We start from the raw sequence: 24,126 nt of genomic DNA on the forward strand, positions 1-24,126 counted from the left end.
GGCTCCTACAGGAATACGAATCATGGAGCGTGACACTTGAACGATAAACCCTACCTGCTGGCCATCGACAACGGCACCCAGAGCGTGCGCGCGCTGCTGTTCGACCTGCAGGGCAACCTGGTCGGCAAGGGCAAGGTTGAGCTGGTTCCCTACTTTTCCACCGAGCCCGGCTGGGCCGAGCAGGATCCCGAGTATTACTGGCGCAGCCTCGGCGAGGCGTGCCAGAAGCTCTGGGATTCGGTCGATATCGACCGCAGTCAGATTCGCGGCGTGTCGCTGACCACCCAGCGCGGCAGCCTGATCAACGTGGATGCCGCCGGCAACCCGTTGCGCCCGGCGATACTCTGGCTCGACCAGCGCCGCGCCGCGGTGCGCGGCAAGATCAAGGGCCCCTGGGGCTGGCTGTTCAAGCTGATCGGTGAAGAGCAGACCATCGATTACTTCCGCGCCCAGGCCGAGGCCAACTGGATTGCGCAGAACCAACCGGAGGTGTGGGCAAAGACGCACAAGTTCCTGCTGCTCTCGGGCTTTCTCACCCATCGCCTGACCGGCCGCTTCGCCGACTCGGTCGGCAGTTGCGTGGCCTACCTGCCGTTCGACTACAAGCGCCTCAAGTGGGCCTGCGCGCGTGACTGGAAATGGCAGGCGATGCCGGTTACACCGTCAATGCTGCCCGAGCTGGTCAAGCCGGGCGAGCAGATCGGCAGCATCAGCGCCGAAGCCAGCCGGCACACCGGTATCCCGGAAGGCTTGCCGCTGATTGCCGCCGCCTCCGACAAGGCCTGCGAAGTGATTGGCTCAGGCGGGGTGGAGCCGAGCACGGCCTGCCTGTCCTATGGCACCACGGCGACCATCAACACCACGCGCAGCAGCTACCTGGAAACCGTGCCGCTGATTCCGCCATACCCGGCGGCGATTCCGGACCGCTACAACACCGAAGTGATGATCTTCCGCGGGTTCTGGATGGTCAGCTGGTTCAAGGAACAGTTCGGCCATGCCGAGCGCCAGCGCGGGCTGGAGCTGGGCGTGGAGGCGGAAAGCCTGTTCGACGAACTGGTTGCCAGCGTGCCGCCCGGTTCCATGGGCCTGATGCTGCAACCCTACTGGTCGCCGGGCATCCGCGAGCCGGGGCTGGAAGCCAAGGGCGCGATCATCGGCTTTGGCGACGTGCACACCCGCGCGCACCTGTATCGCGCCATCCTCGAAGGGTTGGCCTACGCCCTGCGCCAGGGCAAGGAAAAGATCGAGAAGCGCTCGGGGACGCGCATCACCCGCCTGCGCGTATCCGGTGGCGGCTCGCAGAGCGATGCGGCCATGCAGCTGACCGCGGATATCTTCGGCCTGCCCGCCGAGCGCCCGCATACCTACGAAACCTCCGGCCTCGGCGCGGCGATCGACTGCGCGGTCGGCCTCGGCCTGCACCCGGACTTTCCCACGGCGATCGCCGCCATGACCCGGGTGGGGCGGGTATTCGAACCCGATCCCGAGGCCCATGCGGTCTACCAGCGGCTCTATCGCCAGGTCTACCAGCGCATGTATCGTCGCCTGCAGCCGCTCTATCGCAGTATCCGCGCGATCACCGGCTACCCGGCCTGAGCTGTCAGCCGGTGATCTGAATGGAGCCCCCGAACATGCTGCAACTGACCGCGCTGTACCGTTATCCGCTCAAGTCCGGCGCCAGCCAGGTGTTGCCGGAGGCGACCATCGACGCGCTGGGGCTGGCCGGGGACCGCCGCTGGATGCTGGTGGATGCCGCCAGCGGGCGTTTTCTCAGCCAGCGCCTGCTGCCGCAGATCGGCCGCATCGTCGCGCAGGGCAGCGCCGCCGGACTGCAGCTGAGCGCACCCGGCGCGGCGCCGCTGCAGGTCCCGCTGCCGGACCCCGCGACCGGCTTGCGTACGGTGACCCTGTGGGCGGACACCTTCGCCGTGAGCGATGCCGGCGAGGCCGCGGCACATTGGTGCAGCAGCTACCTGCAGCGCGCCTGCCGGCTGGTGCATGTGCCGCTGCAGCAGGCGCGGCAGATCGACCGCACGTTTGCCGAAGCGGGTGAGCGGGTCGGTTTCGCCGACGGCTTTCCCTTGCTGCTGATCGGCCAGGCCTCGCTGGATGACCTGGCCGCGCGGGTCGGCCGGCCGCTGGAGATGCTGCGCTTCCGGCCCAACCTGGTGGTCGGCGGCGCGCTGCCGTATGCCGAGGATGGCTGGAAACGCATCCGTATCGGCGCGCTGCAGCTGCGGGTGGTCAAGGGCTGCTCGCGCTGCATCATGACCACGCTCGACCCGTTCACCGGCGAACGCAGCACCGACCGCGAGCCGCTGCGCACCCTCGAAGGCTACCGGCAGCGCGACGGGCAGGTGTATTTCGGGCAGAACCTGATTGCCGAGGCGTGCGGCGAGCTGCGTGTCGGCATGCCGGTGGAGGTGCTGGAGTAATTGGCGCGGACTGGCTGGTTATGGGCTGGATTGCCAATCCCTTCCGGCCGGGCCGGGCGCTTGGGGCGCGGATTACGCCGTGGCCCGGGCCAAGGCCGGCAGGCTCCTAGCGGATCAGGCTGAGAAACTCGCTGCGGGTGGCGGCGTTGTCGCGGAACTCGCCGAGCATCACCGAGGTGATCATCACCGAGTTCTGCTTTTCCACGCCGCGCATCATCATGCACATGTGCCGGGCCTCGATGACCACCGCCACGCCCAGCGCGCCGGTGACCTGCTGCACTGCTTCGGCAATCTGCCGGCTGAGGTTTTCCTGGATCTGCAGGCGCCGTGCATACATGTCGACGATGCGCGCGACCTTCGACAGGCCGAGCACCTTGCCGCTGGGGATATAGGCAACATGCACCTTGCCGATGAAGGGCAGCAGGTGGTGCTCGCACAGCGAATACAGTTCGATGTCCTTGACCAGCACCATCTCGCTGTTGTCCGAACTGAACAGCGCGTTGTTGGTCACCTCTTCCAGCGTCTGCTGATAGCCACGGCAGAGGAACTGCATGGCCTTGGCAGCGCGTTTGGGGGTGTCGACCAGCCCTTCGCGGCTGACGTCTTCACCGAGCTGGCTGAGGATGGCGGTGTAGTGCTGTTCCAGGGACATGTAGGTTTCACTCGCGGTTGCAGACGCGCAGGGTAGGGGCTGGGGAGCCTGGCTGGCAAGTCGAAATCGGCGCTGAATGTCCGCATCGCCCTGGCAATTGTCCGAACCCATGGCTGCCCCGGCCAGGCTGTTCGGCTAGCCTGGCGGCTCACTTGCGGGACAAGGCGATGACAATGCTATCCAGACTTTCCGGACTGTCCGTCCGCCAGTTGCTGAACCTCTACGCCACGCTGCCGGCGGTACCGGCAACGGCGCGCCTGGGGCTGTGGCGCGCCTGCTTTGTCGGGCCCTGGTGGCTGCGCCTGAGTGCGGCACCGGGCATCGCCCTGGGCGGCATGCCGGGCTGGCAGGGCAAGCGCTTTGATACTGCGCAAAGCGCGGTGAATCTGCTGCGTGCCGGCAGCGGCCTGCGTGAAGTCTTGCCGATGCGCTGCAGCGAGCAGCCATCCTGGTTGGATGGCCGGCCCTGTGCGGCCGTGGCCTACGGCGCCAGCGCGCGAATGCCCTGGCGCTGGGTGCGCGACGAGTTGCGCCAGCTGGATGCCGACCACTGGCTGTGCCTGACTTACCTTGATCTGCCGTTGCTGCGCCGGCTGGCGTGCCCTTTTGTGCTGGTGCGTGGCGCCGGTGAGCAGGCTTGATAGCCGCACAGCGTGATCCGCCGCCCGCGCACGCGGCTACTCGTCGCGGCCTTCGAGCATGGTGCGCTTGAGCAGCAGGTAGATCGCGCCGGTGCCGCCATGGCGGGGCAGGCACGAGGTGAAGCCGAGCACCTGCGCATGCTGGCGCAGCCAGGTGTTGACGTGGCTCTTGATCAGCGGCCGCTTGCCATCGATACGGGCGGCCTTGCCATGGGTCACCCGTACGCAGCGGATTTCCAGGCGGGCGGCTTCGGCGAGAAAGGCCCAGAGCGTTTCGCGGGCTTTCTCCACGGACATGCCGTGCAGGTCGAGGCTGCCCTCGAAGGGCACCTGGCCGGCCTTGAGCTTGCGCATCTGGCCTTCCTGCACGCCATCGCGGGCCCAGTACAGCTCGTCCTCGGCGCCGACATCGATGACGAACTGATCGGACAGGCCGTCAACCCGGGTCTCATTGCTGCGCTGCGTGGCGTTCAGGCGCTGGCGCTTGAGCTGCTGGCGGTCGGGCCTGGCCTTGCCGGTCTCGGCGTGATCGTGCGCAATGCGCTTCACGCCGCGCATCTGCTCGGCGAACAGGTTGCTGTCGGAGTCGTCTGGAGTACTGGACATGGCGGTCGCTGGCCGTGAATCAGGGGATACGCGCAGTTTACCCGTTCAGCGCGATTTGAGCAGGCCCGGCGCCATGCCCAGGCCGTTGCGCCGGCGCCGCCGGCGGCAGATGCGCCAGCAGGCGATGCCCAGCACGAGCAGCAGGCTGCCGGCGAGGATCACGGCCAGCGAAGCATGCCCCTGCAGCAGTGGCGGGAGTTGCCCAAGACCCATGGCGATCCCGGCCATCAGCAGCAGGACGCCCAGGCAGCAGAGCAGGGCGGCGAGCGCGCCGCACAGGCGCCAGCGCCACTTGCCCGGGCCCTTGCCGCGCAGGCGGCTGGCATCGAATCCGGCGGACAGTTTCATCGCAGTTTTCCTTTGCTGTTCACGCTCAGACGTCTATCCGCGCCGCAGGTTCCCCGTGCCAGCAGGCTTTGTGTACTGCCGGGGCCGCCACGGCTGTTAAACTGCGCGCAAGCCTATCCAGGAGAGTGCTGTGAGCGAGTCCCGATTGCGTACCTTGCGTGACCACATCCGCTGGGCGGTCAGCCGCTTTCATGCGGAAAACCTGTTTTTCGGCCATGGCACCGACAATGCCTGGGACGAAGCCCGCCAGCTGGTGCTGGGCGCGGTGCACCTGCCGTTCGAGATGGCCGACAGCTACCTCGACTGCGCCCTCGAGGATGACGAGCGCGCGCACCTGCAGCACTTGCTCAGGCGGCGCATCGTCGAACGCGTGCCGACCGCCTACCTGCTCGGCGAGGCCTGGTTCTGCGGGTTGCCTTTCGTGGTCGACGAGCGCGTGCTGGTGCCGCGCTCGCCGATTGCCGAGTTGATCGGCCAGCGCTTCGAGCCCTGGCTGCCCGCCGAGCCGGCGCGCATCCTCGACCTCTGCTGCGGTTCCGGCTGCATCGGCATCGCCACGGCCTACGCCTTCCCGGCGGCTGAAGTGGTGCTGGCGGACATTTCCTTCGATGCGCTGGAGGTGGCCAACCTGAACATCGAACGGCATGGTCTCGAAGAGCGCGTCTACACCGTGCAGGGCGACGGTTTCGGCGGGCTGCCGAAGCAGCGCTTCGACCTGATCCTGTCCAATCCGCCCTACGTGGATGCCGAGGATTTTGCCGACATGCCGGCCGAGTTCCAGCACGAGCCGGTGCTCGGGCTGGCCTGCGGCGAGGATGGCCTGGACCTGGTGCGGCGCCTGCTGGCCGAGGCGGCCGATCATCTGAGCGAGCAGGGCCTGCTGATCGTCGAGGTGGGCAACAGCCAGGCGCACGTCGAGGCGTTGTACCCGCAGGTGGACTTCACCTGGCTTGAGTTCGAGCAGGGCGGCCACGGCGTGTTCCTGCTGGCCGCCGCCCAGTGCCGCGAGCATCAGGCGCTGTTCCGGGCGCAACTGGGCTAGCAGCAGGCCGTTGAAAAAGGCGCTGTCTTGTTATGGGTTGGTTCATATGAGTGGGCCTTTGTAGGGTGGGTTAGGCCAGGGGCCGTAACCCACCAACCGGCCGCAAGGCCGGCCACAGCACCCCCTCCGACCCCAATTGAACCCGCCCCTGCGGCTCACGCGCCAACCATCAACCGTAGGGTGGGCCTTGGCCCACCGCGGCCAACCGCTGGCCCGACCCGCCATTTCGCGCTTTTGGTGGGCTGAAGCCCACCCTGCGCCCACCCCACGTCAGCCCTGCGGGCCAGCCTGCGGCTGTTACTTCCGTTGGTCGTTGCACCTGGCCTCGGCCGCCTCGCCGACGTTTTTCATCGGCCTGCGAGGCCGGTATATACTGGCGACCTCTTTCAGGTTCTCGCGGAGCTTTCCTGCATGTCCGGCAACACTTACGGCAAGCTGTTCACTGTTACCACCGCTGGCGAAAGCCATGGCCCGGCGCTGGTCGCTATCGTTGACGGCTGCCCGCCGGGCATCGAACTGAGCCTGGCTGACCTGCAGCGCGACCTCGACCGGCGCAAGCCCGGCACCAGCCGGCATACCACCCAGCGCCAGGAAGACGACGAGGTGGAAATCCTCGCCGGGGTGTTCGAGGGCAGGACCACCGGCTGCCCGATCGGCCTGCTGATCCGCAATACCGACCAGAAGTCCAAGGACTACTCGGCGATCCAGGACCTGTTCCGCCCGGCCCACGCCGATTACACCTACCACCACAAGTACGGCCTGCGCGACCACCGCGGCGGTGGCCGCAGCTCGGCGCGCGAGACTGCCATGCGCGTCGCCGCCGGGGCCATCGCGAAGAAGGTGCTGGCCGGCTTCGGCATCCAGGTGCGCGGCTACATGAGCCAGCTCGGGCCGATCGAGATTGCGTTCAAGGGCTGGGACAGCGTCGAGCAGAATGCCTTCTTCAGCCCGGATCCGGACAAGGTGCCGGAGCTTGAGGCCTACATGGACCAGTTGCGCCGCGACCAGGATTCGGTCGGGGCGAAGATCACCGTGGTCGCCGAGGGCGTGATGCCCGGCCTCGGCGAGCCGATCTTCGATCGCCTGGATGCCGAGCTGGCGCATGCGCTGATGAGCATCAACGCGGTCAAGGGCGTGGAGATCGGCGCCGGCTTCGCCAGCGTGGCGCAGCGCGGTACCGAACACCGCGACGAGATGACGCCGGAAGGCTTCCTGTCGAACAATGCCGGCGGCATCCTCGGCGGGATTTCCTCCGGCCAGCCGATCGTTGCCCATCTGGCGCTCAAGCCGACTTCGAGCATCACCACCCCGGGCCGCTCCATCGACATCCACGGCAACCCGGTACAGGTGATCACCAAGGGTCGCCATGATCCCTGCGTCGGTATCCGCGCCACGCCGATCGCCGAGGCGATGATGGCCATCGTGCTGCTCGATCACCTGCTGCGCCATCGTGCACAGAATGCGGCGGTTCAGGTGTTCACCCCGGTGCTGCCACAGCTATGAGCAATGTAGGTTGGGTTGAGCGCAGCGAAGCCCAACAAACTGAGCCTGAGTCCTCTGCCATGCAACGTTGGGCTTCGCGTCGCTCAGCCCAACCTACACGGACCTGACTCATGGCCAGTGCCTTGCCCTACTGGCGGCTGTCCGGCTTCTACCTGTTCTATTTCGCCCTGCTCGGCGCGACCGCGCCCTATCTGGCGCTGTATCTGGACTACCTGGGTTTCTCCAGCGCCCGCATCGGCGAGCTGCTGGCGATTCCCATGCTGATGCGCTGCGTGTCGCCCAACCTGTGGGGCTGGCTGGGCGATCGCAGCGGCAAGCGCCTGGCCATCGTGCGCTTCGGCGCCTGCTGCACCCTGTTCAGCTTCGTGCTGATCCTGTTCGGCAAGAGCTATGCCTGGCTGGCGCTAATCATGGCGCTGTACGCGTTCTTCTGGCATGCGGTGCTGCCGCAGTTCGAGGTGCTGACCCTGGCCCACCTGGGCGAGCAGACCGCGCGCTACAGCGAAGTGCGGCTGTGGGGCAGCGTCGGCTTCATCCTCACCGTGGTCGGCCTGGGCCTGCTGTTCGAGCGGGTCAGCCTGGACGCGTTCCCCTGGGTGTTGATCGGCATCATCAGCTGCATCTTCATCAGCAGCTGGTGGGTGCCGAATGCCCAGCTCAGCGCGGCGCGCGATAATCCGCTGTCGGGCGGCTTCCTGCGCCAGTTGCGCCAGCCCGGCGTGCTGGCGTTCTTCGTGGTGGTGGGGCTGATGCAGCTGTGCCACGGGCCTTACTACACCTTCATCACCCTGTACCTGGAGTCGCTCGGCTATGCCCGCGGGGTCATCGGCCAGTTGTGGGCCATCGGGGTGGTCGCGGAAATCCTCGTATTCCTGCTGATGGCGCGCCTGCTGCGGCACGTCAGCCTGCGCCAGGTGCTGATCGCCAGCCTGCTGCTGGCGGTGCTGCGCTGGATCCTGCTCGGCACGCTGGCGGAGCACGGTTTCTGGCTGCTGCTTGCGCAGTTGCTGCACGCGGCGACCTTCGGCAGTTTTCATGCGGTGTGCGTGCTGGTGGTGCGCGGCAGCTTCAATGCCCGCCAGCAGGGCCAGGGTCAGGCGCTGTATGCCGCGGTGTCCGGGGTCGGTGGCGGGCTGGGCGCGCTGTATGCCGGCTACAGCTGGACCGGGCTGGGCCCGACCTGGACCTTTCTGCTGGCCAGCCTGGTGGCCTTGCTCGGCGCCTTCATCATCTACCGGCACATGCCCGACCTGCAGCCGGACTGACCCTGCGGGCATTGCCGAAACGCACAACTCCCGGCCGAATAGGACATTGCCCGGCGAGCCTGCGCGCCCTAGCATGCAGTGCGTGTCCTGGCTGAACGAGCGGCCGCACAACTTTGCCCTATCCCGCGGGCTGCTGGTAAAACAGCGCAGGCGTTCGCCTGTACCTTCACCTTCCAGAGTTAGCCGAGCATGACTGTGACCAATGATCTGTACGAACACCGCAGCAGCCAGCAAACCGTCATCAAGGCGCTGTTGCGCGGGATGCTCCGGCTGTTTTTCCACGGCCTGGTGCGGCCGCCGGTGCCGGTCTGGCTGCAGCGCTGGATCATTCGCCTGCTGACCATGCTCAACCACACGCCGCGCAGTGTGGTGCGCGGCCAGCAGAACATCCATGGCGTGCCCTGCGAGTGGCAGCACGGCGCGGCCTCGGGCCGCAGGGTCATGCTCTACCTGCACGGCGGCGCCTTCATGATCGGTGCGCCGGCCACCCACCGCGCGATCACGGCCAACCTTGCCGCGCTTGGCGGCATGTCGGTGTGCGTGCCGGATTACCGGCTGGCGCCCGAGCATCCGTACCCGGCCGCCGCGGATGATTGCCTGGCGGTGTATCGCGGCTTGCTCGAGCTGGGTTACCAACCCGGGCAGATCAGCATCGCTGGCGACTCTGCCGGCGGCAACCTGGCCCTGGTGACGGCCCTGCGCATTCGTGATCTGGGCCTGCCCTTGCCGGCGGCGCTGGTGTGCTTCTCGCCGGTAACCGACTTCAGTTCCGAAGCAATCCATAACCCGCCCGCCGGCGACCCGCTGATCAACCTGGACTGGATGGCCCAGGCGCGCAGCGCCTATTGCCCGGCGCCGCTGGACCTGCACATGCCCGGTGTGTCGCCGCTGAATGCCGACCTGGCCGGGTTGCCGCCGGTGTTGCTGCAGGTCGGGGAGGATGAAGTGCTGCGCGACGACAGCCTGCGCTTTGCCGAGCGTGCGCGGGCCGCCGGAGTCGAGGTGCAGCTGCAGCGCTACGAAGGGCTCTGGCATGTGTTCCAGGCGCATGCCGGTGTGCTGCGCGTGGCCGATCTGGCGCTGGAGCGGGTGGTTGGCTTCCTGCGTGAATGGGTGAAATGAGATGAACAACATACTGATTACCGGTGCGGCCTCCGGCATTGGCGCGGCCACCGCGCGGCTGTTTCACCAGCGTGGCTGGGCGGTCGGTCTACTGGATATCAACGAGCCGGCGTTGGCCGCGCTTGCCGCGGAACTTGGTGGAGCCTGGTACCGCCCACTGGATGTCAGTGACCCGGGCGCGGTGGCTGGCGTGCTGGCTGAGTTCGCCCGCAGCCAGAATGGTCGGCTGCGGTTGTTGTTCAACTGTGCCGGCATTTTGCGCGTCGGCAACTTTGAGGACATCAGTCTGGTTGAGCACGCGCGGATCATGCAGATCAATGTGCTGGGTCTGCTGACGATGACCCATGCGGCGTTTCCTTATCTCAAGGCTACGCCTGGAGCGCAGGTGATCAATATGGGTTCGGCCTCCGGGGTGTATGGGGTGCCGCAATTTGCCAGCTATTCGGCTTCGAAATTCGCCGTACGCGGCTTGACCGAGGCGCTTGAGCTGGAATGGCAGCGGCACGGGATACGGGTGGGTGACCTGATGCCGCCGTTTGTGCGTACGCCCATGGTCAGCAGCCAGAGCGTCACCCCGCCGGTTATCGATCGGTTGGGTGTGGATCTGGAAGCCTCGGACATTGCCGAAGCGGCCTGGCTGCAGGCGCATGACGCCCGCGTTCATCGTCCGGTGGGCCAGCTGTTCAGCTGGCTGTACCGCTTGGGTCAGATCATGCCAAACGCCGTATTGCGCAAGCTGATGGAGCTGGTCAGTCGTCCCTGAGTGTCTGCTGCAGACGCCATGCTTGCGGCGTGCAGCCTTGCCAGCGGCGAAAGGCACGGTTGAAGTTGGACGGGTCGGCATAGCCCAGCTGCCAGGCGATCTGCTCGACGGCAAGCGGAGTGTCGGTGAGCAGACGCAAAGCTTCTTCCTGCCGGGTTTCATCCAGCAATTGCTGATAGCTGCAACCGGCCTGTTGCAGTGCACGGCTCAAGCTGCGCGGGGACAGGCAGAGCCGCCGCGCACAGTCTTCCAGGCTCGGGTATTCCAGCTGGCAGCCGGCCAGATGCGCCCGCAGCCGTGAAGCCAGATCGCCTTGCAGGCCCAGCTGGTCCAGTGCGCATTGGCGCAGCGCCACGGCATGGGTATGGGCATCGGCAGCCGGGCAGGGCAGATCGAGCAGTTCGAGCGGCAGGCTCAAATAAAGGGCGGATTCGTTGAAGCGGACCGGACAGGGAAACCACCCCGCCACCGTTGCCGCGCATGACGGCGCGTCCATGGGCAATCCGACACGCAGCTGGTGGTGCTGGTCGCCCAGCATTGACGCCAACAACTGCGCCAGGATAAGTCCCAAGGCAGCGCAGATGAATTCCTGCACATCGTGCAAGGGCACCACCGGCCTGAAATCAAGGCGGACTTCCCCGTCGCTCTCGCTCAGCTGGCCGCGGAACTGTGAGCTGCGCAGGCTGCTCAGTTGACAGAGGGTGGCCAGCCCCTGCCGCAGGTCACGGCTGCACAGCATGGCTATGCCCGGCAGGCCGTGTACATCCGAGCGCGCTTTGGCACCCAGCTCGAAGGGCAGCCGCGGATCGTCACAACGCTTTTGCACGGCGCGAATCAGCGCGTTCATCTCAGCGTGGCCGATATGTTGCGCGCTGCTGTCTATGCGTCTGGCATCAAGACCGGCTTCACGCAGTATTTCAGTGACCGGCAGGCCATGACTTTTCGCCACGTCACATAACAGTCGTGCATAGACCGCGTGGTAGAGCAGGCTTCCGGCTGGCTGGGCTGAGATGTGGCTGGGCATTAATGGTCAGTCTGGCGTGATATGACAACCGATTGTCTGCATTGACACTGCTGCTGGCAAGCCATCAGGCGAAGAATTCATGTCGTCGCGAAACCCTATGAGGTAAAGCCCATGTCGCTTGTTCAGATGCATGACGCCCCACTGCGTCCAACCTCCACCATGCTGCAGAATATCCATCTGGCCCCGCGCCGGTTGCATTGGAATTTCCCATGTCTGCCTGCTGCACCGGTGGCGAATAATCCCGAATTGTCCGCCTTCTTGCTGGCTGTTTCCTGGTTTGTGGTGGCGTTCGAGGATGTCGGTATTCCGGTGGTACGCAACGCCGTGCCTAAACTGGCTGAACATCCCGCGTTGGCCCGTGAGGCGCAGGTGTTTGTCGCGCAGGAAGCATTGCATTCGCAGGCGCATGAACTGTTCAACCGCTCGCTGGTTGCTCAGCATGGCTATGACACAACTGCGGTGGAGCGCGAAGGAAAGCGCTTCATTGACACTGTGCTGCACAGTAGCGAGCAGGAGCAGGTGGCCATGGTGGCGGTGCTGGAGCACGTAATCTTCAGTGTTGCCGAATGGTACGAAACGGCCCATGACCTGCATCCCCAGGTAGACCCCGCATTTCACCGCCTGCTGCTTTGGCATTGCATGGAGGAGACCGAGCACACTGCCGTCGTGCACGATATGTACGAACACATTTATGGCACAGGTGCCGCAGCCTACCGCATGCGTATTTCCACGCTGGGGCGGGGCATGCGCTCGGCGGTGCGGACATTGATGCGCATGTGGCGCGCGTTGTTGCCGCAGGTCTGCGTCCGGCTCGGTTGCACGCCCACCAAGGCTCGTGCCTGGGCGTCCTTCGTACGCGAGTCAGCACCGTATCTGGGGGATATGCTGACCATCTTCAAACCGGCTTTTTCGCCCTGGGCACGTTCGCTGGAGCCCGGGTTGTTGCCGGAACTGCGCCAGAAATTGCAGTTGCCTGATGCTGGGCAGTGGCAGGAATTGGTAGTCGAGCGCATCGTGCAAGTGTCGGCCGATGTGCGGATGTATGCATTGCTCGCCAGCAACGGTGGTGCGCTGGCACCCTGGGAAGCGGGCGCGCATGTGGATGTCGAAATCGATGGCGGAGTGGTGCGCCAGTATTCGCTGTGCGGTAATCCTCTGGAACAGGACATCTACTCTATCGCTGTCCGTCAGGATGCCGTCGGGCGGGGCGGCTCCTTGCGCCTGCATGCCGAAGTGCAGGTCGGCAGCCGGTTGCGGGTGGGCTTGCCACGCAACAATTTTGCCCTCGATCTGCAGGCCGACGGTGAGGTTGTGCTGCTGGCCGGCGGCATCGGGGTAACGCCGTTGCTGTCCATGGCCTGGGCGCTGCACGCCAGTGGCCAGCCCTTCAGTCTGCACCTGTGTGGTCGCGACGCCGAGCATTTGCCGTTTGCCGGCGAGCTCGCCAGCTGGCCGTTTGCCGACCGCGTGCACACCCACCTGAGCAGTCAGGCCGGGCGCGTCGATCTGCGGCAATTGCTGGCTGGCTGGGACGCCCAGCGCCCCCGCCAGCTGTATGTGTGTGGCCCGACAGGCTTCATGGATCAGGCGGACGCCGCCGCTCGCGCCAGCGGGTGGCCTGCCACGGCGGTACACCTGGAGCGTTTCGCAGCTGCTGCCGCCGGACCGCAGCCGGGCGATCACGCCTTTACCCTGCATCTGGCCCGTAGCGGGCGCAGCCTGCAAGTGGATGCCGGACAGAGCATGCTCGAAGCCATGGAAGTGGCCGGCCTGAATCCGCCCAGTGCCTGTCGCGAGGGGCTGTGTGGTGCCTGCCTGTGCAGCGTGCTGGAAGGTGAGGTCGAGCATCGCGATGCGATCCTCAGCGCCGAGGAACAGCAGACGGGCAAGCGCATCGCCACCTGTGTCTCGCGGGCCCGCGGCGAGCAACTGAGCATCGATTTCTGAGCACCTGCAACAGGGTTGGGTTGTAAAGTTTCTCGACCATGCGTCAATTTATCTGCACAATCCGTCAGCAGAGGTGACCCATGTCCGAGATACTTGTCCTGACCCATGTTGACTATTGCCCGCCGGCCTACCTGGGCGACTTCCTCGATGCCCGAGGCGAGTCCTGGCGCGAGGTGCGCTGCGACCTGGGCGAGCTGGATGCACTGGATCTGGATCAGCCCAAGGCGGTGGCCGTGATGGGCGGCGGCATGAGCGTCAACGATCCGCTGCCGTGGCTTGAACAAGAGATCCAGGTGCTCCAGCATTTCATCGCCCGCGACATTCCGCTGATCGGCCATTGCCTGGGCGGGCAGCTGCTGGCCCGCGCGCTGGGTGCACCGGTGCAGCACATGGGCTACAACGAAGCCGGCTGGCAACCCATGCGTCGCCTGGCGCCCAGCCCCTGGCTGGATCATCTGCCGGATGAATTCCCCATTTACCAGTGGCACAACGACAGCTTCGCCATCCCCGAGGGCGCCATCCACCTGTTATCCAGCAGCTGGTGCGCCAACCAGGGCTTCAGTTGGGGCGACAAGCTGCTGGCGCTGCAAGGCCATCCGGAGATGACCGTGCAACTGGTGGAGGAATGGTTCCGCGACGCCGGCCACCTGCTCGATGAGACCCAGCCGAGCCAGGAGAAGCGCGTCCAGACGCGGGAAAATCTGGCGGGGAAAGTGGCGGCGATGAACCGGCTCGCAGAAGGGCTGTATAGCCACTGGCTGCGACTGGCCGTCAGTTGATAACAGCAGACTTCCCAAAAGGCCGTTGCAAAGCAGCCGGCGGTGCAGATGCTGGGATGAGAGTTTGCGCGGAGGCTCGATACCAAACGAAATTGAACCGCGCGGCATATGGCTGAGCCGCTAACACGGCCGTGACCAACGGAAGTACTGGGCTTCGTCCATTCGTGCCGGGCTGATATTTTCCAAAAGCAGACCATCAGAAGTGTCTACAAAACTCGGGGCGATTCAGAGCGAGTATTTGCGGCTTTCATAGATAAGCAAATAACCTGGACGTTCGAATCGCGGCAACTGCTGCGCAGTTTCCCCACCCTGCGCAAGTTCGGGTGCCCGTAGGGTGGACAACGTCTACTTGTCCACCAGCTGCGGCGACAAGGCCTTCGGGTCGGAGGCGGCCGGTTGGCAGCCTGCGTGGCTGACCCCGTTGAACGCAAGCGGTTAGTCGGCACCCATGCCAATCACTGGTCAGAGGTCACGCAACTGGGCGCTCCAGTTTCCTTACGGTGACGCCTTTGTAGTTCGTAAGCTGCGCTTCCCGGCCTCCTGCGGTGCCTGGCTCACCCTCTTTTTGCAGCTACAGCGCCTACAAGCCGACCGCCCGCAGATCGAGCTGGCCGTCGCGCAGTGGCGGGCACCAGAAGTAGCTGCCGTTGATGGGCCGGCTGAACTGGAACAGCCCGTCACGGATGCCGTCATCGGCGCCGACCATGCGCCGCATCTGCGCTTCATAGGCGTCGAATGACGTGGCGAAGGCGGCGAACATCAGCCCGCTGTCGTCATCCCGTGCCCAGGGCATCGAGCGGCGCAGGACGAAGGCTTCCGGATCGAAACTCTCTTGCGCGGTGCGCTTGACGTGTGCCGACTCGGGCGCATCGTCGAGTTCCTGGTTGTCGCTCTTGCGCCGGCCGATGGCGTGGTCCTGCTGCTGGCCGGACATGCCGTCGAAGGCGTGGAAGTCGTGCTGCCATTGCTGCAGGGCGAGAAAGCTCGAACCATCCAGGCCGGGCCCCTGCGTGGCGACCAGGGCGGTGGCGGTGGCGGCACTGCCGACCGGGTTTTCCGTGCCGTCCTCGTAGCCGGTGAGGTCGCGCCCGCCGCCATAGCGAAAAGCATCCACGCCGTGCTGCAGGTCGAAGGCCTGGCCCAGCGCCTGTTCAACCCGGCGGCTCAGATGCACCAGCTCGCCGCGCTCGTCGCTGCGCAGCCAGCAGCACAGGTCGTGCGGGGTGGCCGGGATGGCCAGGCCGGGGCTGGAGAAATCCGGAAAGCCGCGCAGGCCGGGAATGCGCGCGCCCAGGCGGTTGACCAGTGCCGGCCCCAGGCCGACGACCATAGCGTCAACTTCAGCCAGCGCGGCCAGCCGGGTCAGGGCGGCCGCCTGTCCGGCCTGCGGCCGTGCGGCAAACAGCAGGTAACGGCCAAAGGCGGGGATTGGCGCGAGGATTCCGGGTTGTGCCTGGCTCATGGTTGCTCCTCAGGATGGCCGGTGGCGGGGGGCTTGGCGGGCCAGTATAGCCATGCGGGCGGCTTTGCCGAGCGGCCGCTGATGGTCGCGGCCGTGACCCGGCGTCAACAGTTCCTAGGGGCTGGCGCTAGTGCCTTGCTTGCGTCCGGCCATGTGCCGCAGGTAGGTGAGCAGCTGGTGCAGTTGCAGGTCGCCAAGGGTGGCCGAGTCGAAGCCGGGCATGCGTGCCTGTGGCCAGCGCCGCAGGTTTTGCGGGTCGCGGATGTACTGCAGCAGGAAGTCGCCGGCCAGGTACTCGGTGGGGCTGTAGGGAATGTTCAGGTCCGGGCCGAACTCGCTGGCGCCTTCGCCATTGAGGCGGTGGCAGGCCAGGCAATGCTTCTGGAACTGGACAAAGCCCTGCTGGACATCGTCCGGAGCATCGGCTGCCGGCACCAGTGCCGGGAAGCGCTGGCTGACGCTGGCCGTGGTGCGCAATGCGGCAAGCTGGAAGGGCCACTGCTCGGGGCCGATGGCACTGGCCGCAGGGTTTTCCCAGACCAGGTAGAACGGCCCGGCCCCCGCTTTGCCTGCGGCCAGTCCCGGCCAGGGCGTGCCCGGTTCCTCGATGGCCAGCCAGGCCACGGAGCCTTCCTCCTGCAGCAGCGGCGCGGCCGGCAATTCGGCAACGAAGCCGTCCATGGCCACCGCCTGCACGTGCTGATCCGCGCCGACGCCCGGCAGCAGCGTGCGCAGTGGTACGGCGCGATAGCGCATGGGGCGCCGGTAGCCGACATCCGCGGGAATCTCGATGAGCTGCGCCTGGGGCAGGCCCAGCAGTTCCGCGGTGCTCCAGATGCGCGTGTGGTCACCCAGTTCGATCTTCAGTTCGGCAGCGTTCACCGGCAGGCCGAGCAGCAGGTACAGCAACAAGGGCAGCAGGTGGGTGCGCATGCGGAAACTCCCGGACTGGTTCTCCGCTCACGCTAGCACAGCCGGCAGACCTGGCGCACCGCGCAGTCGCTGGCAGGCTGCGGCGGCATGAGCCGAGTGGTCAATCGGCTTGAGCGCATCGGTCATTGAGTGCTGGTGCGCTGCCGCTAAGGTGTGTGCACCGGGTGAAACGGGTGTTTGCCCCTGGATCAATCGCGACGAGAGAAAGCCATGACCGAAGCATATATTTTTGATGCCGTGCGTACTCCGCGTGGCAAGGGCAAGAAGGACGGCGCGCTGTACAGCGTCAAGCCGGTTGATCTGGTAGCCGGGTTGCTCAGAGCTCTGGAAGCCCGCAACCAGCTGGATACCAGCCAGGTGGACGACATCGTCCTCGGCTGCGTGACGCCGGTGGGCGATCAGGGTGCCGACATTGCCAAGACCGCCGCTTTCGTTGCCGACTGGGACGAGTGCGTGTCGGGCGTGCAGCTCAATCGTTTCTGCGCCTCCGGCCTGGAAGCCGTCAACCTGGCTGCAATGAAAGTGCGCTCCGGCTTCGAAGACATGGTGGTAGCCGGCGGCGTGGAGTCCATGTCGCGCGTGCCGATGGGTTCTGATGGCGGCGCCTGGGTGATGGACCCGGCGACCAACATGCACACCAACTTTGTGCCGCAGGGCGTGGGCGCCGACCTGATCGCCACGCTGGAAGGCTTCTCGCGTACCGACGTTGACGCTTTCGCCATGCGCTCGCAGCAGAAAGCTGCGCGTGCCAGTGCCGATGGTTCGTTCAACAAATCACTGATTCCGGTGACCGACCAGAATGGCATCGTCATCCTCGACCATGACGAGTTCATTCGTGGTGATTCCACGGTGGAGAGTCTGGGCAAGCTCAAGCCGAGCTTCGAGATGATGGGCCAGATGGGCTTTGATGCTTCAGCCCTGCGCAAGTATTCGCATGTGGAGAAGATCAACCATGTGCACACCCCGGGCAACAGTTCGGGCATTGTCGATGGCGCGGCGCTGATGCTGATCGGCAGCGAAGCCAAGGGCAAAGAGCTGGGCCTCAAGGCGCGCGGCCGCATCGTCGCCACCGCCGTCACCAGTACTGATCCGACCATCATGCTCACCGGCCCGGCTCCGGCCACGCGCAAGGCACTGGCCAAGGCGGGCCTTGCGGCCAGTGATATCGACCTGTTCGAAGTCAACGAAGCCTTTGCTTCGGTGGTGATGAAGTTCATGAAGGAAATGGGCGTGTCCGAGGACAAGGTCAACGTCAATGGCGGCTCGATTGCCATGGGCCACCCGCTGGGTGCGACCGGTTGCGCCATTCTCGGCACCCTGCTCGACGAACTGGAGAAGCGCAATCTGCGCTATGGCCTGGCCACCCTGTGTGTCGGTGGTGGGATGGGCATCGCTACGATCATCGAACGTATTTGACCGGTAGGGCGGGTGCAACCCGCGCAATTGACCAGACGCGGGTTTCACCCGCCCTACGCATCGAAGGAATTAGAAAATGACTGAAGCTATCCGCTACGAAAAAGGCCCGGACAATATTGTTGTTCTGACCATGGACATGCCGGGCCAGAGTGCCAACACCATGAACGCGGTGTACCGCGAAGCCATGGGCAAGATTGTTGATCGCCTGGAAGCCGAGAAAGACTCGATTGCCGGGGTGATCGTCACCTCCGCCAAGAAGACCTTTTTTGCCGGTGGCGACCTGAATGAGCTGATCAAGGTCACCAAGGCTGATGCCAAGTCGTTCTACGACATGATTCTCAACATCAAGGGCCAGTTGCGCCGCCTGGAATGCCTCGGCAAGCCGGTGGTCGCCGCCATCAATGGAGCGGCTTTGGGGGGGGGCTGGGAGATCGCCCTGGCCTGCCATTACCGCATTGCGCTGGACAGCCCGGCGGTGCAGATCGGCCTGCCGGAAGTGACCCTCGGCCTGCTGCCGGGCGGTGGCGGGGTGGTGCGCATGGTGCGCATCCTCGGTCTGGAAAAATCCCTGCCGTACCTGCTGGAGGGCAAGAAAGTCCGTCCGGACGCAGCGCTCAAGGCGGGCCTGATCCACGAGCTGGCGACTTCTGCCGAAGACATGCTGGCCAAGGCGCGTGCCTGGATCGCGGCCAATCCGGCGGCCGTCCAGCCATGGGATGTGAAGGGTTACAAGATCCCTGGCGGTACACCAAGTTCTCCGGCCGTGGCACAGATGCTGGCCATTGCCCCGAGCGTGCTGCGCAGCAAGACCCAGGGCTGCTTCCCGGCGCCGGAGAAGATCATGTGCGCCGCGGTCGAAGGTGCACAGGTCGATTTCGACACCGCGCAGATCATCGAAGCGCGCTACTTCACCGAACTGACCACAGGTCAGGTGGCGAAGAACATGATCGGCACCTTCTGGTTCCAGCTCAACGAAATCAACGCCGGCGGTTCGCGGCCGAAAGGCCCGGCGCCTTACGTGACCAAGAAGGTCGGCATCCTCGGTGCCGGCATGATGGGTGCGGGCATTGCCTACGTGACGGCAGCCGCCGGTATCGACGTGGTGCTCAAGGATGTGTCCATCGAAGCGGCGGAAAAAGGCAAGAGCTACTCGGCCAACCTGCTCGACAAGAAAGTCAGCCGCGGCCAGATGACCGCCGAGAAGCGCGATGCCTTTCTCGCGCGCATCCAGCCGACCGTCAGCGATGCGGATTTTGCCGGCTGCGACCTGATTATCGAAGCGGTATTCGAGGACCGCGGCCTGAAAGCCAAGGTCACCGCAGCTGCCGAAGCCGCCGCGCTGCCGGATGCGGTGATTGCTTCCAACACCTCGACCCTGCCAATCACCGGTCTGGCTACGGCGGTGCAGAAGCAGGACAAGTTCATTGGTCTGCACTTCTTCAGCCCGGTCGACAAGATGCCGCTGGTGGAGATCATCAAGGGTGCCAACACCTCGGATGAAACCCTGGCCCGTGGCTTCGACTATGTGCTGCAGATCAAGAAAACGCCGATTGTGGTCAACGACAGCCGTGGCTTCTTCACCTCGCGCGTGTTCGGCACCTTCACCAACGAAGGTCTGGCCATGCTCGGCGAAGGCGTCTCGGCAGCGATGATCGAGAACGAAGCGCGCAAGGCCGGCATGCCGGTCGGCCCGCTGGCGATCAGCGACGAAGTGTCGATGAGCCTGCAGGAGCACATCCGTCAGCAGACGATCAAGGACCTGGCCGCCGAAGGCAAGCAGATGCCCGATCACCCGGCCTATGCCGTGGTCGATGCGATGCTCAAGGAGTTCAAGCGTCCGGGCAAAGCGGCGGGTGCCGGCTTTTACGAGTACCCGCAGGGTGGCAAGAAGTTCCTCTGGCCAGAACTCAAGGCGCGTTTCGAGAAGGCCGATGCGCAGATCTCCCAGGAAGACGTACGTGACCGCATCCTGTTCATCCAGGCCATCGAAACCGTGCGCTGCCTGGAAGAGAACGTGTTGCTGTCGGTGGCGGATGCCAACATCGGCTCGATCTTCGGTATCGGCTTCGCTGCCTGGACCGGTGGTGCGCTGCAGTTCATCAACCAGTACGGGGTGAAGGACTTCGTCGCCCGCGCCCAGTACCTGGCCGAGCAGTACGGCGAGCGTTTCCTGCCGCCGGCCCTGCTGCTGGAGAAGGCCGCCAAGGGCGAAAGCTTCTGATGGTCTGAGTGTCACGACAAAACCGGCTCTGGCCGGTTTTGTCGTTATTGGCCCGGTAGAAATCCTCAGGCAAGCTGTAGGCCTTCTGTGGATGAGTTGCATGTCTGATATTGATTTCCCTGACGGACCCGAGCAAACCGAGCTGACCCGTGAAGCGGTGATGCGTTACCACTTTGCCTGGAAACACCGTGACCTCGATGCGGTGCTGGCGCTGTATCACCCGGATATCGAATACCGCGACTTTTCGGCCGACCGCACCATGCGACTGGCCGACCTGCGCGAGTTTGTCAGCAGAAGCCTGCCGCAGCTGGAAGACGAGTTGCTTGAACACACGGATCGTATCCGCATCGACGGGCACACCGCCTTTATCCAGTACCGCATCCGCTTGCGCGGCGGCGACGGGCTGGCCTCGTTTCGTGCCAGCGAGGCGATTACCGTGCGCGACGGGCTGATCTGGCGCATCAATGAATACACCAATCTGGAACGCAGCAGCGACGCCGGCGTAAGGGTGGTGGATTCGCGCCCGGCACTCAGCCGGCTGGGCTTGTCGGCGCGGCAGATGGGCTTGCTGGCCAGCGATCTGCAGCAGTATTTCCAGCAGCACCAGCCGTATCTGAATGCGGATCTGGACCTGCAACAGGTTGCCGCAGCCACCGGTTACAGCCGCAACCAGATCTCCTATCTGCTCAATCAGGTGCTGGGGCAGAGCTTCTACCGCTATGTGAATCAGGCACGCCTGCAGCACCTGCTGGATAACCTGCCGGCCGACAGTGATCTGCGGCGTATCGACGAGCTGGCCTTTGCCGCCGGTTTCAATTCGCTGTCGGCGTTCTACAGCTGTTTTCGCCGGCATACCGGCGTTTCACCAAAGGCCTATCTGAAGCAGATTTCCTTGCGCGCACGCACGCAAGACAGCAACTGAAGCCTGCCTTAGGCTGCGTACATCGTTTGATTGTGCGGAGCCCGAGTAATGACTGACTGGCGTTCTATAAGCCTGTGGATGGACCAGCTGGATGAGCGGATCACCCCGCGCCCTGCGCTGGGCGGTTCGTTGAGCGTGGATGTCGCCATCATCGGTGCGGGTTACACCGGGTTGTGGACCGCTTACTACCTCAAGCTCCAGGATCCAGCCCTGCGCATCGCCATTGTTGAAGCTGAAATTGCCGGCTTTGGTGCTTCCGGTCGCAACGGTGGTTGGCTGATGGGCAATATCCTCGGCGAAGACCGTTTGCTCGGTGGCTTGCCGGCTGAGCAGCGCAAGGCCGGCTACGACCTGCTGCATGCCATTCCGGATGAAGTGGGCCGCGTCATCGCCCGGGAAGGTATCGACTGCGATTACCGCAAGGGTGGCGTGCTGTATTGCGCGGCGCGTTATCCGGAGCAGTTGCCGCGGGTACAGGCGCAATTGCAGGCGTTGCGCCATGAAGGGCTGGGTGATCAGGATTACCGCTGGCTGGGGGCCGACGAACTGGCCAAGCAACTGAACATGCACAATGCCTACGGTGGCCTGTTTACCCCGCACTGCGCGACGATCCAGCCGGCCAAACTGGTGCGTGGGCTGGCTGCCTGTGTCGAGCGCCTGGGTGTGCAGATTTTCGAAGGCAGCAAAGTCATCGACTGGCAGCCGGGCAGGGTGCGCACGGCTGGCGGTGAACTCCGTGCGGAATGGGTCGTGCCGGCAGTGGAGGGCTATGCCGGTTCGCTGCCGCCGCTCAATCGCCATCAATTGCCGGTGCAGAGCCTGATCGTGGCCACCGAGCCCTTGTCTGAAGAACTCTGGGCGGGCATCGGCCTGCGCGATGGACAGGCGTTCAGTGAAAGCAGCCGCCAAGTCACCTACGGCCAGCGCTCACTGGATAACCGGTTGGTATTCGGTGCCCGCGGCGGCTATCGCTTTGGCGGGCGTTTGCGCACGGATTTCAATCTGACTGATGACGAGCGCGGTCTGCGTCGTTACCTGTTCGGCGAGCTGTTCCCGCAACTCAAGGATGTGCGCATCACCCATGCCTGGGGCGGCAACCTGGGCATGGGCCGTCGCTTCCAGCCGCACATGCTGCGTGACTCCAAGCGGCGCATAGCGCTGTCCGGCGGTTACGGCGGCGAGGGCGTGGGCGCGGCCAACCTCGGTGGGCGCACACTGGCGGACCTTATTCTGGGGCGGGATAGCGCATTGCTGGCGCAACCCTGGGTCAAGCGAGAGGGGCGCATCGACCAGCTGGCCCGTTGGGAACCGGAGCCGCTGCGCTGGCTGGGCTACAACGCGATTGTCCGCAGCTTCGTGCATGAAGATCAGGTGCTGGCCGATCCTGACACGCCATCCTGGCACCGCCGGCTGGCGCAGTGGCTGGCAGGCTTCATGGAACGTTTCATGCGCTAAGTGGCGCCCAGTGATCCGGAGAACAATGGATGAACATTACGCATTTCAAAAATACCCCTGAATATGCTCTGCCAGCGACATCCACGGTTGCCTTGCCGCTTGGCGAACCCGTGGCAATGAGCGCTTCGCATGGGGTAGAGCGGAATGATGGCGTCGAGGCCGGTATCTGGGAGTGTTCCCCCGGCCGCTGGCGCCGGCAGATCGTGCAGCAGGAGTTCTGCCACATCATCTCCGGTTCCTGCACCTTCACCCCGGACGGCGGTGAGGCCATTGAAATCCGGGCAGGCGACGCGCTCGTCTTTCCCGCCAACACCACAGGCATCTGGGACATCCGTGAGACGGTGCGCAAGACCTACCTGCTGATCGGCTGAATCGGTCTGTGGCTTCATGAAGCAACGCTGAGGTAACAACCATGTACAAGAAAATTCTGCCACTATTGCTGGCGGCCGGCCTCGCTCATGCCGAGGAAAGCGTCAAGATCTATAACTGGAGCGGGTATGTCGCCGATGACACCCTGCAGAATTTCCAGAAGGAGACCGGGATTACTCCGCACTATGACGTCTACGACAGCAACGAAACCCTGGATGCCAAGCTGATGACCGGTGGTTCCGGTTATGACGTGGTATTTCCCTCCAACCACTTCATGGCCCGGCAGATCAAAGGCGGTGCGCTGAAGAAACTGGACAGGAGCAAACTGCCTGGCTGGAATAATCTGGATCCGCAGCTGCTCAAGGCCCTGGAGGTCAATGATCCCGGCAACCAGTACGGATTTCCCTACCTCTGGGGCAGCACCGGCATTGGCTACAACCTGGACAAAGTGCAGGCGGTGCTGGGCAAAGATGTCCGGCTGGACTCCTGGGATCTGATTTTCAAACCGGAGAACATGCAGAAGCTTGCCAAGTGCGGGGTTGCGGTCCTCGACAACGGCCCGGAGATGCTGCCCATCGCCCTCCATTACCTCGGCTTGCCGCATCACAGCAGCAACCCCGGGGACTACAAACAGGCCGAAAAGCTGCTCAAACAGATGCGCGAGAATGTCGCCTATTTCCACTCGTCGAAATATGTCAGTGACCTGGCCAATGGCGATATATGCGTGGCTGTGGGTTTCTCCGGTGACATCCTGCAGGCGGCCAACAGCGCTGCCGAAGCCGGCAACGGGGCCAATATTCAATACGTGATACCCAAGGAAGGCGCACCGATCTGGTTCGACATGGTCACCATGCCGGCCGATGCGCCGGATGAGGCCGCAGGCTATGCGTACATGAGCTACCTGTTGCAGCCGAAGGTCATGGCTGCGATCACCAACGCGGTCAAGTACGCCAATGGCAACAAGGCAGCGGATGCCTTGGTCGATCCGGTATTGAAGGCGGACAACAAGGTGTATCCGGCCGCCGAAGTGGTCGATAAGCTTTATGCACTGGAGGCTGTGCCTCCGGATATTGACCGCCAGCGCACGCGCATCTGGAACAGCGTCAAAACGGGGCAGTGAGCGCCTGATCTTAACCTGATCCGGAACCGGCCTTTGGGCCGGTTTCGTTTTTGCTGCCTGATGCAGGCTCATCAGGTGGTTCACTCGCAGCGCCGCCAAGG

Annotated in this window: 22 protein-coding genes; 16 read left to right on the forward strand and 6 right to left on the reverse strand. The window is 64.4% G+C overall.

The genetic code is table 11. The features are described from left to right. Window positions 1-36: 36 nt before the first annotated feature. Window positions 37-1,596: an FGGY-family carbohydrate kinase gene (locus ISX93_RS15130; protein WP_195779599.1), complete on the forward strand. Its 1,560-nt coding sequence runs from the start codon at window positions 37-39 to the stop codon at window positions 1,594-1,596. 35 nt (window positions 1,597-1,631) lie between these two features. After that, window positions 1,632-2,435 (forward strand): MOSC domain-containing protein, encoded by an 804-nt coding sequence (locus ISX93_RS15135; RefSeq protein WP_195779600.1) that lies wholly within the window; start codon window positions 1,632-1,634, stop codon window positions 2,433-2,435. A gap of 106 nt (window positions 2,436-2,541) precedes the next feature. Here ISX93_RS15135 and folE read toward each other — a convergent pair whose 3' ends face one another. Further along, complete coding sequence (gene folE / locus ISX93_RS15140) at window positions 2,542-3,087, reverse strand: GTP cyclohydrolase I FolE (RefSeq protein WP_195779601.1); 546 nt, start codon at window positions 3,085-3,087, stop codon at window positions 2,542-2,544. A 167-nt stretch (window positions 3,088-3,254) separates the two neighbouring features. Here folE and ISX93_RS15145 point away from each other — a divergent pair, with 167 nt between their 5' ends. Continuing rightward, window positions 3,255-3,728 carry a hypothetical protein gene (locus ISX93_RS15145; protein ID WP_195779602.1) on the forward strand — a complete coding sequence of 158 codons (474 nt, stop codon included), beginning with the start codon at window positions 3,255-3,257 and terminating at the stop codon, window positions 3,726-3,728. Between the two features lie 36 nt (window positions 3,729-3,764). Here ISX93_RS15145 and ISX93_RS15150 read toward each other — a convergent pair whose 3' ends face one another. Both ISX93_RS15150 and ISX93_RS15155 read right to left on the reverse strand, forming a co-directional pair. Then, window positions 3,765-4,334, reverse strand: coding sequence for a Smr/MutS family protein (locus tag ISX93_RS15150; protein WP_195779603.1), 570 nt, complete (start codon window positions 4,332-4,334; stop codon window positions 3,765-3,767). Between the two features lie 45 nt (window positions 4,335-4,379). Then, a complete protein-coding gene (locus tag ISX93_RS15155; RefSeq protein WP_195779604.1) occupies window positions 4,380-4,682 on the reverse strand; it encodes a hypothetical protein in 303 nt (100 codons plus the stop codon). A 130-nt stretch (window positions 4,683-4,812) separates the two neighbouring features. On the opposite strand from ISX93_RS15155, the gene prmB reads away from it, so the two are divergent. The 5 genes from prmB to ISX93_RS15180 all read left to right on the forward strand — a co-directional run bounded on the left by prmB (window position 4,813) and on the right by ISX93_RS15180 (window position 10,377). Next, on the forward strand, window positions 4,813-5,724 hold the full coding sequence (gene prmB / locus ISX93_RS15160) for a 50S ribosomal protein L3 N(5)-glutamine methyltransferase (protein ID WP_195779605.1): 912 nt from the start codon (window positions 4,813-4,815) through the stop codon (window positions 5,722-5,724). A 411-nt stretch (window positions 5,725-6,135) separates the two neighbouring features. Next, on the forward strand, window positions 6,136-7,227 hold the full coding sequence (gene aroC / locus ISX93_RS15165) for a chorismate synthase (RefSeq protein WP_195779606.1): 1,092 nt from the start codon (window positions 6,136-6,138) through the stop codon (window positions 7,225-7,227). Between the two features lie 110 nt (window positions 7,228-7,337). Then, window positions 7,338-8,492, forward strand: a complete 1,155-nt coding sequence (locus ISX93_RS15170) for an MFS transporter (protein WP_195779607.1) — start codon at window positions 7,338-7,340, stop codon at window positions 8,490-8,492. Window positions 8,493-8,681: 189 nt separating this feature from the next. Beyond that, window positions 8,682-9,614, forward strand: coding sequence for an alpha/beta hydrolase (locus tag ISX93_RS15175; protein WP_195779608.1), 933 nt, complete (start codon window positions 8,682-8,684; stop codon window positions 9,612-9,614). A gap of 1 nt (window position 9,615) precedes the next feature. Next, window positions 9,616-10,377, forward strand: a complete 762-nt coding sequence (locus ISX93_RS15180; RefSeq protein ID WP_195779609.1) for an SDR family oxidoreductase — start codon at window positions 9,616-9,618, stop codon at window positions 10,375-10,377. Here ISX93_RS15180 and ISX93_RS15185 read toward each other — a convergent pair. Continuing rightward, window positions 10,364-11,401, reverse strand: coding sequence for an AraC family transcriptional regulator (locus ISX93_RS15185; protein ID WP_195779610.1), 1,038 nt, complete (start codon window positions 11,399-11,401; stop codon window positions 10,364-10,366). The two genes, ISX93_RS15180 and ISX93_RS15185, sit on opposite strands and share 14 nt — an antisense overlap. A 111-nt stretch (window positions 11,402-11,512) precedes the next feature. Here ISX93_RS15185 and ISX93_RS15190 point away from each other — a divergent pair, with 111 nt between their 5' ends. Both ISX93_RS15190 and ISX93_RS15195 read left to right on the forward strand, forming a co-directional pair. Beyond that, window positions 11,513-13,348, forward strand: coding sequence for a metal-dependent hydrolase (locus ISX93_RS15190; protein ID WP_195779611.1), 1,836 nt, complete (start codon window positions 11,513-11,515; stop codon window positions 13,346-13,348). An 80-nt stretch (window positions 13,349-13,428) separates the two neighbouring features. Continuing rightward, window positions 13,429-14,127, forward strand: a complete 699-nt coding sequence (locus tag ISX93_RS15195) for a type 1 glutamine amidotransferase (RefSeq protein ID WP_195779612.1) — start codon at window positions 13,429-13,431, stop codon at window positions 14,125-14,127. Window positions 14,128-14,707: 580 nt separating this feature from the next. Here ISX93_RS15195 and ISX93_RS15200 read toward each other — a convergent pair. Next, window positions 14,708-15,589: a Dyp-type peroxidase gene (locus ISX93_RS15200; RefSeq protein ID WP_195779613.1), complete on the reverse strand. Its 882-nt coding sequence runs from the start codon at window positions 15,587-15,589 to the stop codon at window positions 14,708-14,710. Between the two features lie 114 nt (window positions 15,590-15,703). Then, window positions 15,704-16,522 carry a c-type cytochrome gene (locus tag ISX93_RS15205; RefSeq protein ID WP_195779614.1) on the reverse strand — a complete coding sequence of 273 codons (819 nt, stop codon included), beginning with the start codon at window positions 16,520-16,522 and terminating at the stop codon, window positions 15,704-15,706. Between the two features lie 210 nt (window positions 16,523-16,732). On the opposite strand from ISX93_RS15205, the gene ISX93_RS15210 reads away from it, so the two are divergent. The 6 genes from ISX93_RS15210 to ISX93_RS15235 all read left to right on the forward strand — a co-directional run bounded on the left by ISX93_RS15210 (window position 16,733) and on the right by ISX93_RS15235 (window position 24,025). Further along, on the forward strand, window positions 16,733-17,938 hold the full coding sequence (locus ISX93_RS15210; protein WP_195779615.1) for an acetyl-CoA C-acetyltransferase: 1,206 nt from the start codon (window positions 16,733-16,735) through the stop codon (window positions 17,936-17,938). 76 nt (window positions 17,939-18,014) lie between these two features. Next, entirely contained in the window at window positions 18,015-20,159 is a 2,145-nt protein-coding gene (locus ISX93_RS15215) for a 3-hydroxyacyl-CoA dehydrogenase NAD-binding domain-containing protein (RefSeq protein WP_195779616.1), read from the forward strand. Between the two features lie 100 nt (window positions 20,160-20,259). Then, window positions 20,260-21,081, forward strand: coding sequence for an AraC family transcriptional regulator (locus ISX93_RS15220; RefSeq protein WP_195779617.1), 822 nt, complete (start codon window positions 20,260-20,262; stop codon window positions 21,079-21,081). A gap of 48 nt (window positions 21,082-21,129) precedes the next feature. After that, window positions 21,130-22,536 carry an NAD(P)/FAD-dependent oxidoreductase gene (locus tag ISX93_RS15225; RefSeq protein WP_195779618.1) on the forward strand — a complete coding sequence of 469 codons (1,407 nt, stop codon included), beginning with the start codon at window positions 21,130-21,132 and terminating at the stop codon, window positions 22,534-22,536. Between the two features lie 29 nt (window positions 22,537-22,565). After that, window positions 22,566-22,907, forward strand: coding sequence for a cupin domain-containing protein (locus tag ISX93_RS15230; RefSeq protein ID WP_195779619.1), 342 nt, complete (start codon window positions 22,566-22,568; stop codon window positions 22,905-22,907). A 41-nt stretch (window positions 22,908-22,948) separates the two neighbouring features. Then, a complete protein-coding gene (locus ISX93_RS15235; RefSeq protein ID WP_195779620.1) occupies window positions 22,949-24,025 on the forward strand; it encodes a polyamine ABC transporter substrate-binding protein in 1,077 nt (358 codons plus the stop codon). Window positions 24,026-24,126 lie beyond the last annotated feature (101 nt).

The organism is Pseudomonas sp. N040, assembly GCF_015637705.1.
GTDB lineage: Bacteria > Pseudomonadota > Gammaproteobacteria > Pseudomonadales > Pseudomonadaceae > Aquipseudomonas.

Bases quoted from the DNA above. Each gene is read 5' to 3' on its own strand.
- ISX93_RS15135 (WP_195779600.1), top strand. From the start codon at position 1,632: ATGCTGCAACTGACCGCGCTGTACCGTTATCCGCTCAAGTCCGGCGCC.
- folE (WP_195779601.1), bottom strand. From the start codon at position 3,087: ATGTCCCTGGAACAGCACTACACCGCCATCCTCAGCCAGCTCGGTGAA.
- ISX93_RS15145 (WP_195779602.1), top strand. From the start codon at position 3,255: ATGACAATGCTATCCAGACTTTCCGGACTGTCCGTCCGCCAGTTGCTG.
- ISX93_RS15150 (WP_195779603.1), bottom strand. From the start codon at position 4,334: ATGTCCAGTACTCCAGACGACTCCGACAGCAACCTGTTCGCCGAGCAG.
- ISX93_RS15155 (WP_195779604.1), bottom strand. From the start codon at position 4,682: ATGAAACTGTCCGCCGGATTCGATGCCAGCCGCCTGCGCGGCAAGGGC.
- aroC (WP_195779606.1), top strand. From the start codon at position 6,136: ATGTCCGGCAACACTTACGGCAAGCTGTTCACTGTTACCACCGCTGGC.
- ISX93_RS15170 (WP_195779607.1), top strand. From the start codon at position 7,338: ATGGCCAGTGCCTTGCCCTACTGGCGGCTGTCCGGCTTCTACCTGTTC.
- ISX93_RS15175 (WP_195779608.1), top strand. From the start codon at position 8,682: ATGACTGTGACCAATGATCTGTACGAACACCGCAGCAGCCAGCAAACC.
- ISX93_RS15180 (WP_195779609.1), top strand. From the start codon at position 9,616: ATGAACAACATACTGATTACCGGTGCGGCCTCCGGCATTGGCGCGGCC.
- ISX93_RS15185 (WP_195779610.1), bottom strand. From the start codon at position 11,401: ATGCCCAGCCACATCTCAGCCCAGCCAGCCGGAAGCCTGCTCTACCAC.
- ISX93_RS15190 (WP_195779611.1), top strand. From the start codon at position 11,513: ATGTCGCTTGTTCAGATGCATGACGCCCCACTGCGTCCAACCTCCACC.
- ISX93_RS15195 (WP_195779612.1), top strand. From the start codon at position 13,429: ATGTCCGAGATACTTGTCCTGACCCATGTTGACTATTGCCCGCCGGCC.
- ISX93_RS15200 (WP_195779613.1), bottom strand. From the start codon at position 15,589: ATGAGCCAGGCACAACCCGGAATCCTCGCGCCAATCCCCGCCTTTGGC.
- ISX93_RS15205 (WP_195779614.1), bottom strand. From the start codon at position 16,522: ATGCGCACCCACCTGCTGCCCTTGTTGCTGTACCTGCTGCTCGGCCTG.
- ISX93_RS15210 (WP_195779615.1), top strand. From the start codon at position 16,733: ATGACCGAAGCATATATTTTTGATGCCGTGCGTACTCCGCGTGGCAAG.
- ISX93_RS15215 (WP_195779616.1), top strand. From the start codon at position 18,015: ATGACTGAAGCTATCCGCTACGAAAAAGGCCCGGACAATATTGTTGTT.
- ISX93_RS15220 (WP_195779617.1), top strand. From the start codon at position 20,260: ATGTCTGATATTGATTTCCCTGACGGACCCGAGCAAACCGAGCTGACC.
- ISX93_RS15225 (WP_195779618.1), top strand. From the start codon at position 21,130: ATGACTGACTGGCGTTCTATAAGCCTGTGGATGGACCAGCTGGATGAG.
- ISX93_RS15230 (WP_195779619.1), top strand. From the start codon at position 22,566: ATGAACATTACGCATTTCAAAAATACCCCTGAATATGCTCTGCCAGCG.
- ISX93_RS15235 (WP_195779620.1), top strand. From the start codon at position 22,949: ATGTACAAGAAAATTCTGCCACTATTGCTGGCGGCCGGCCTCGCTCAT.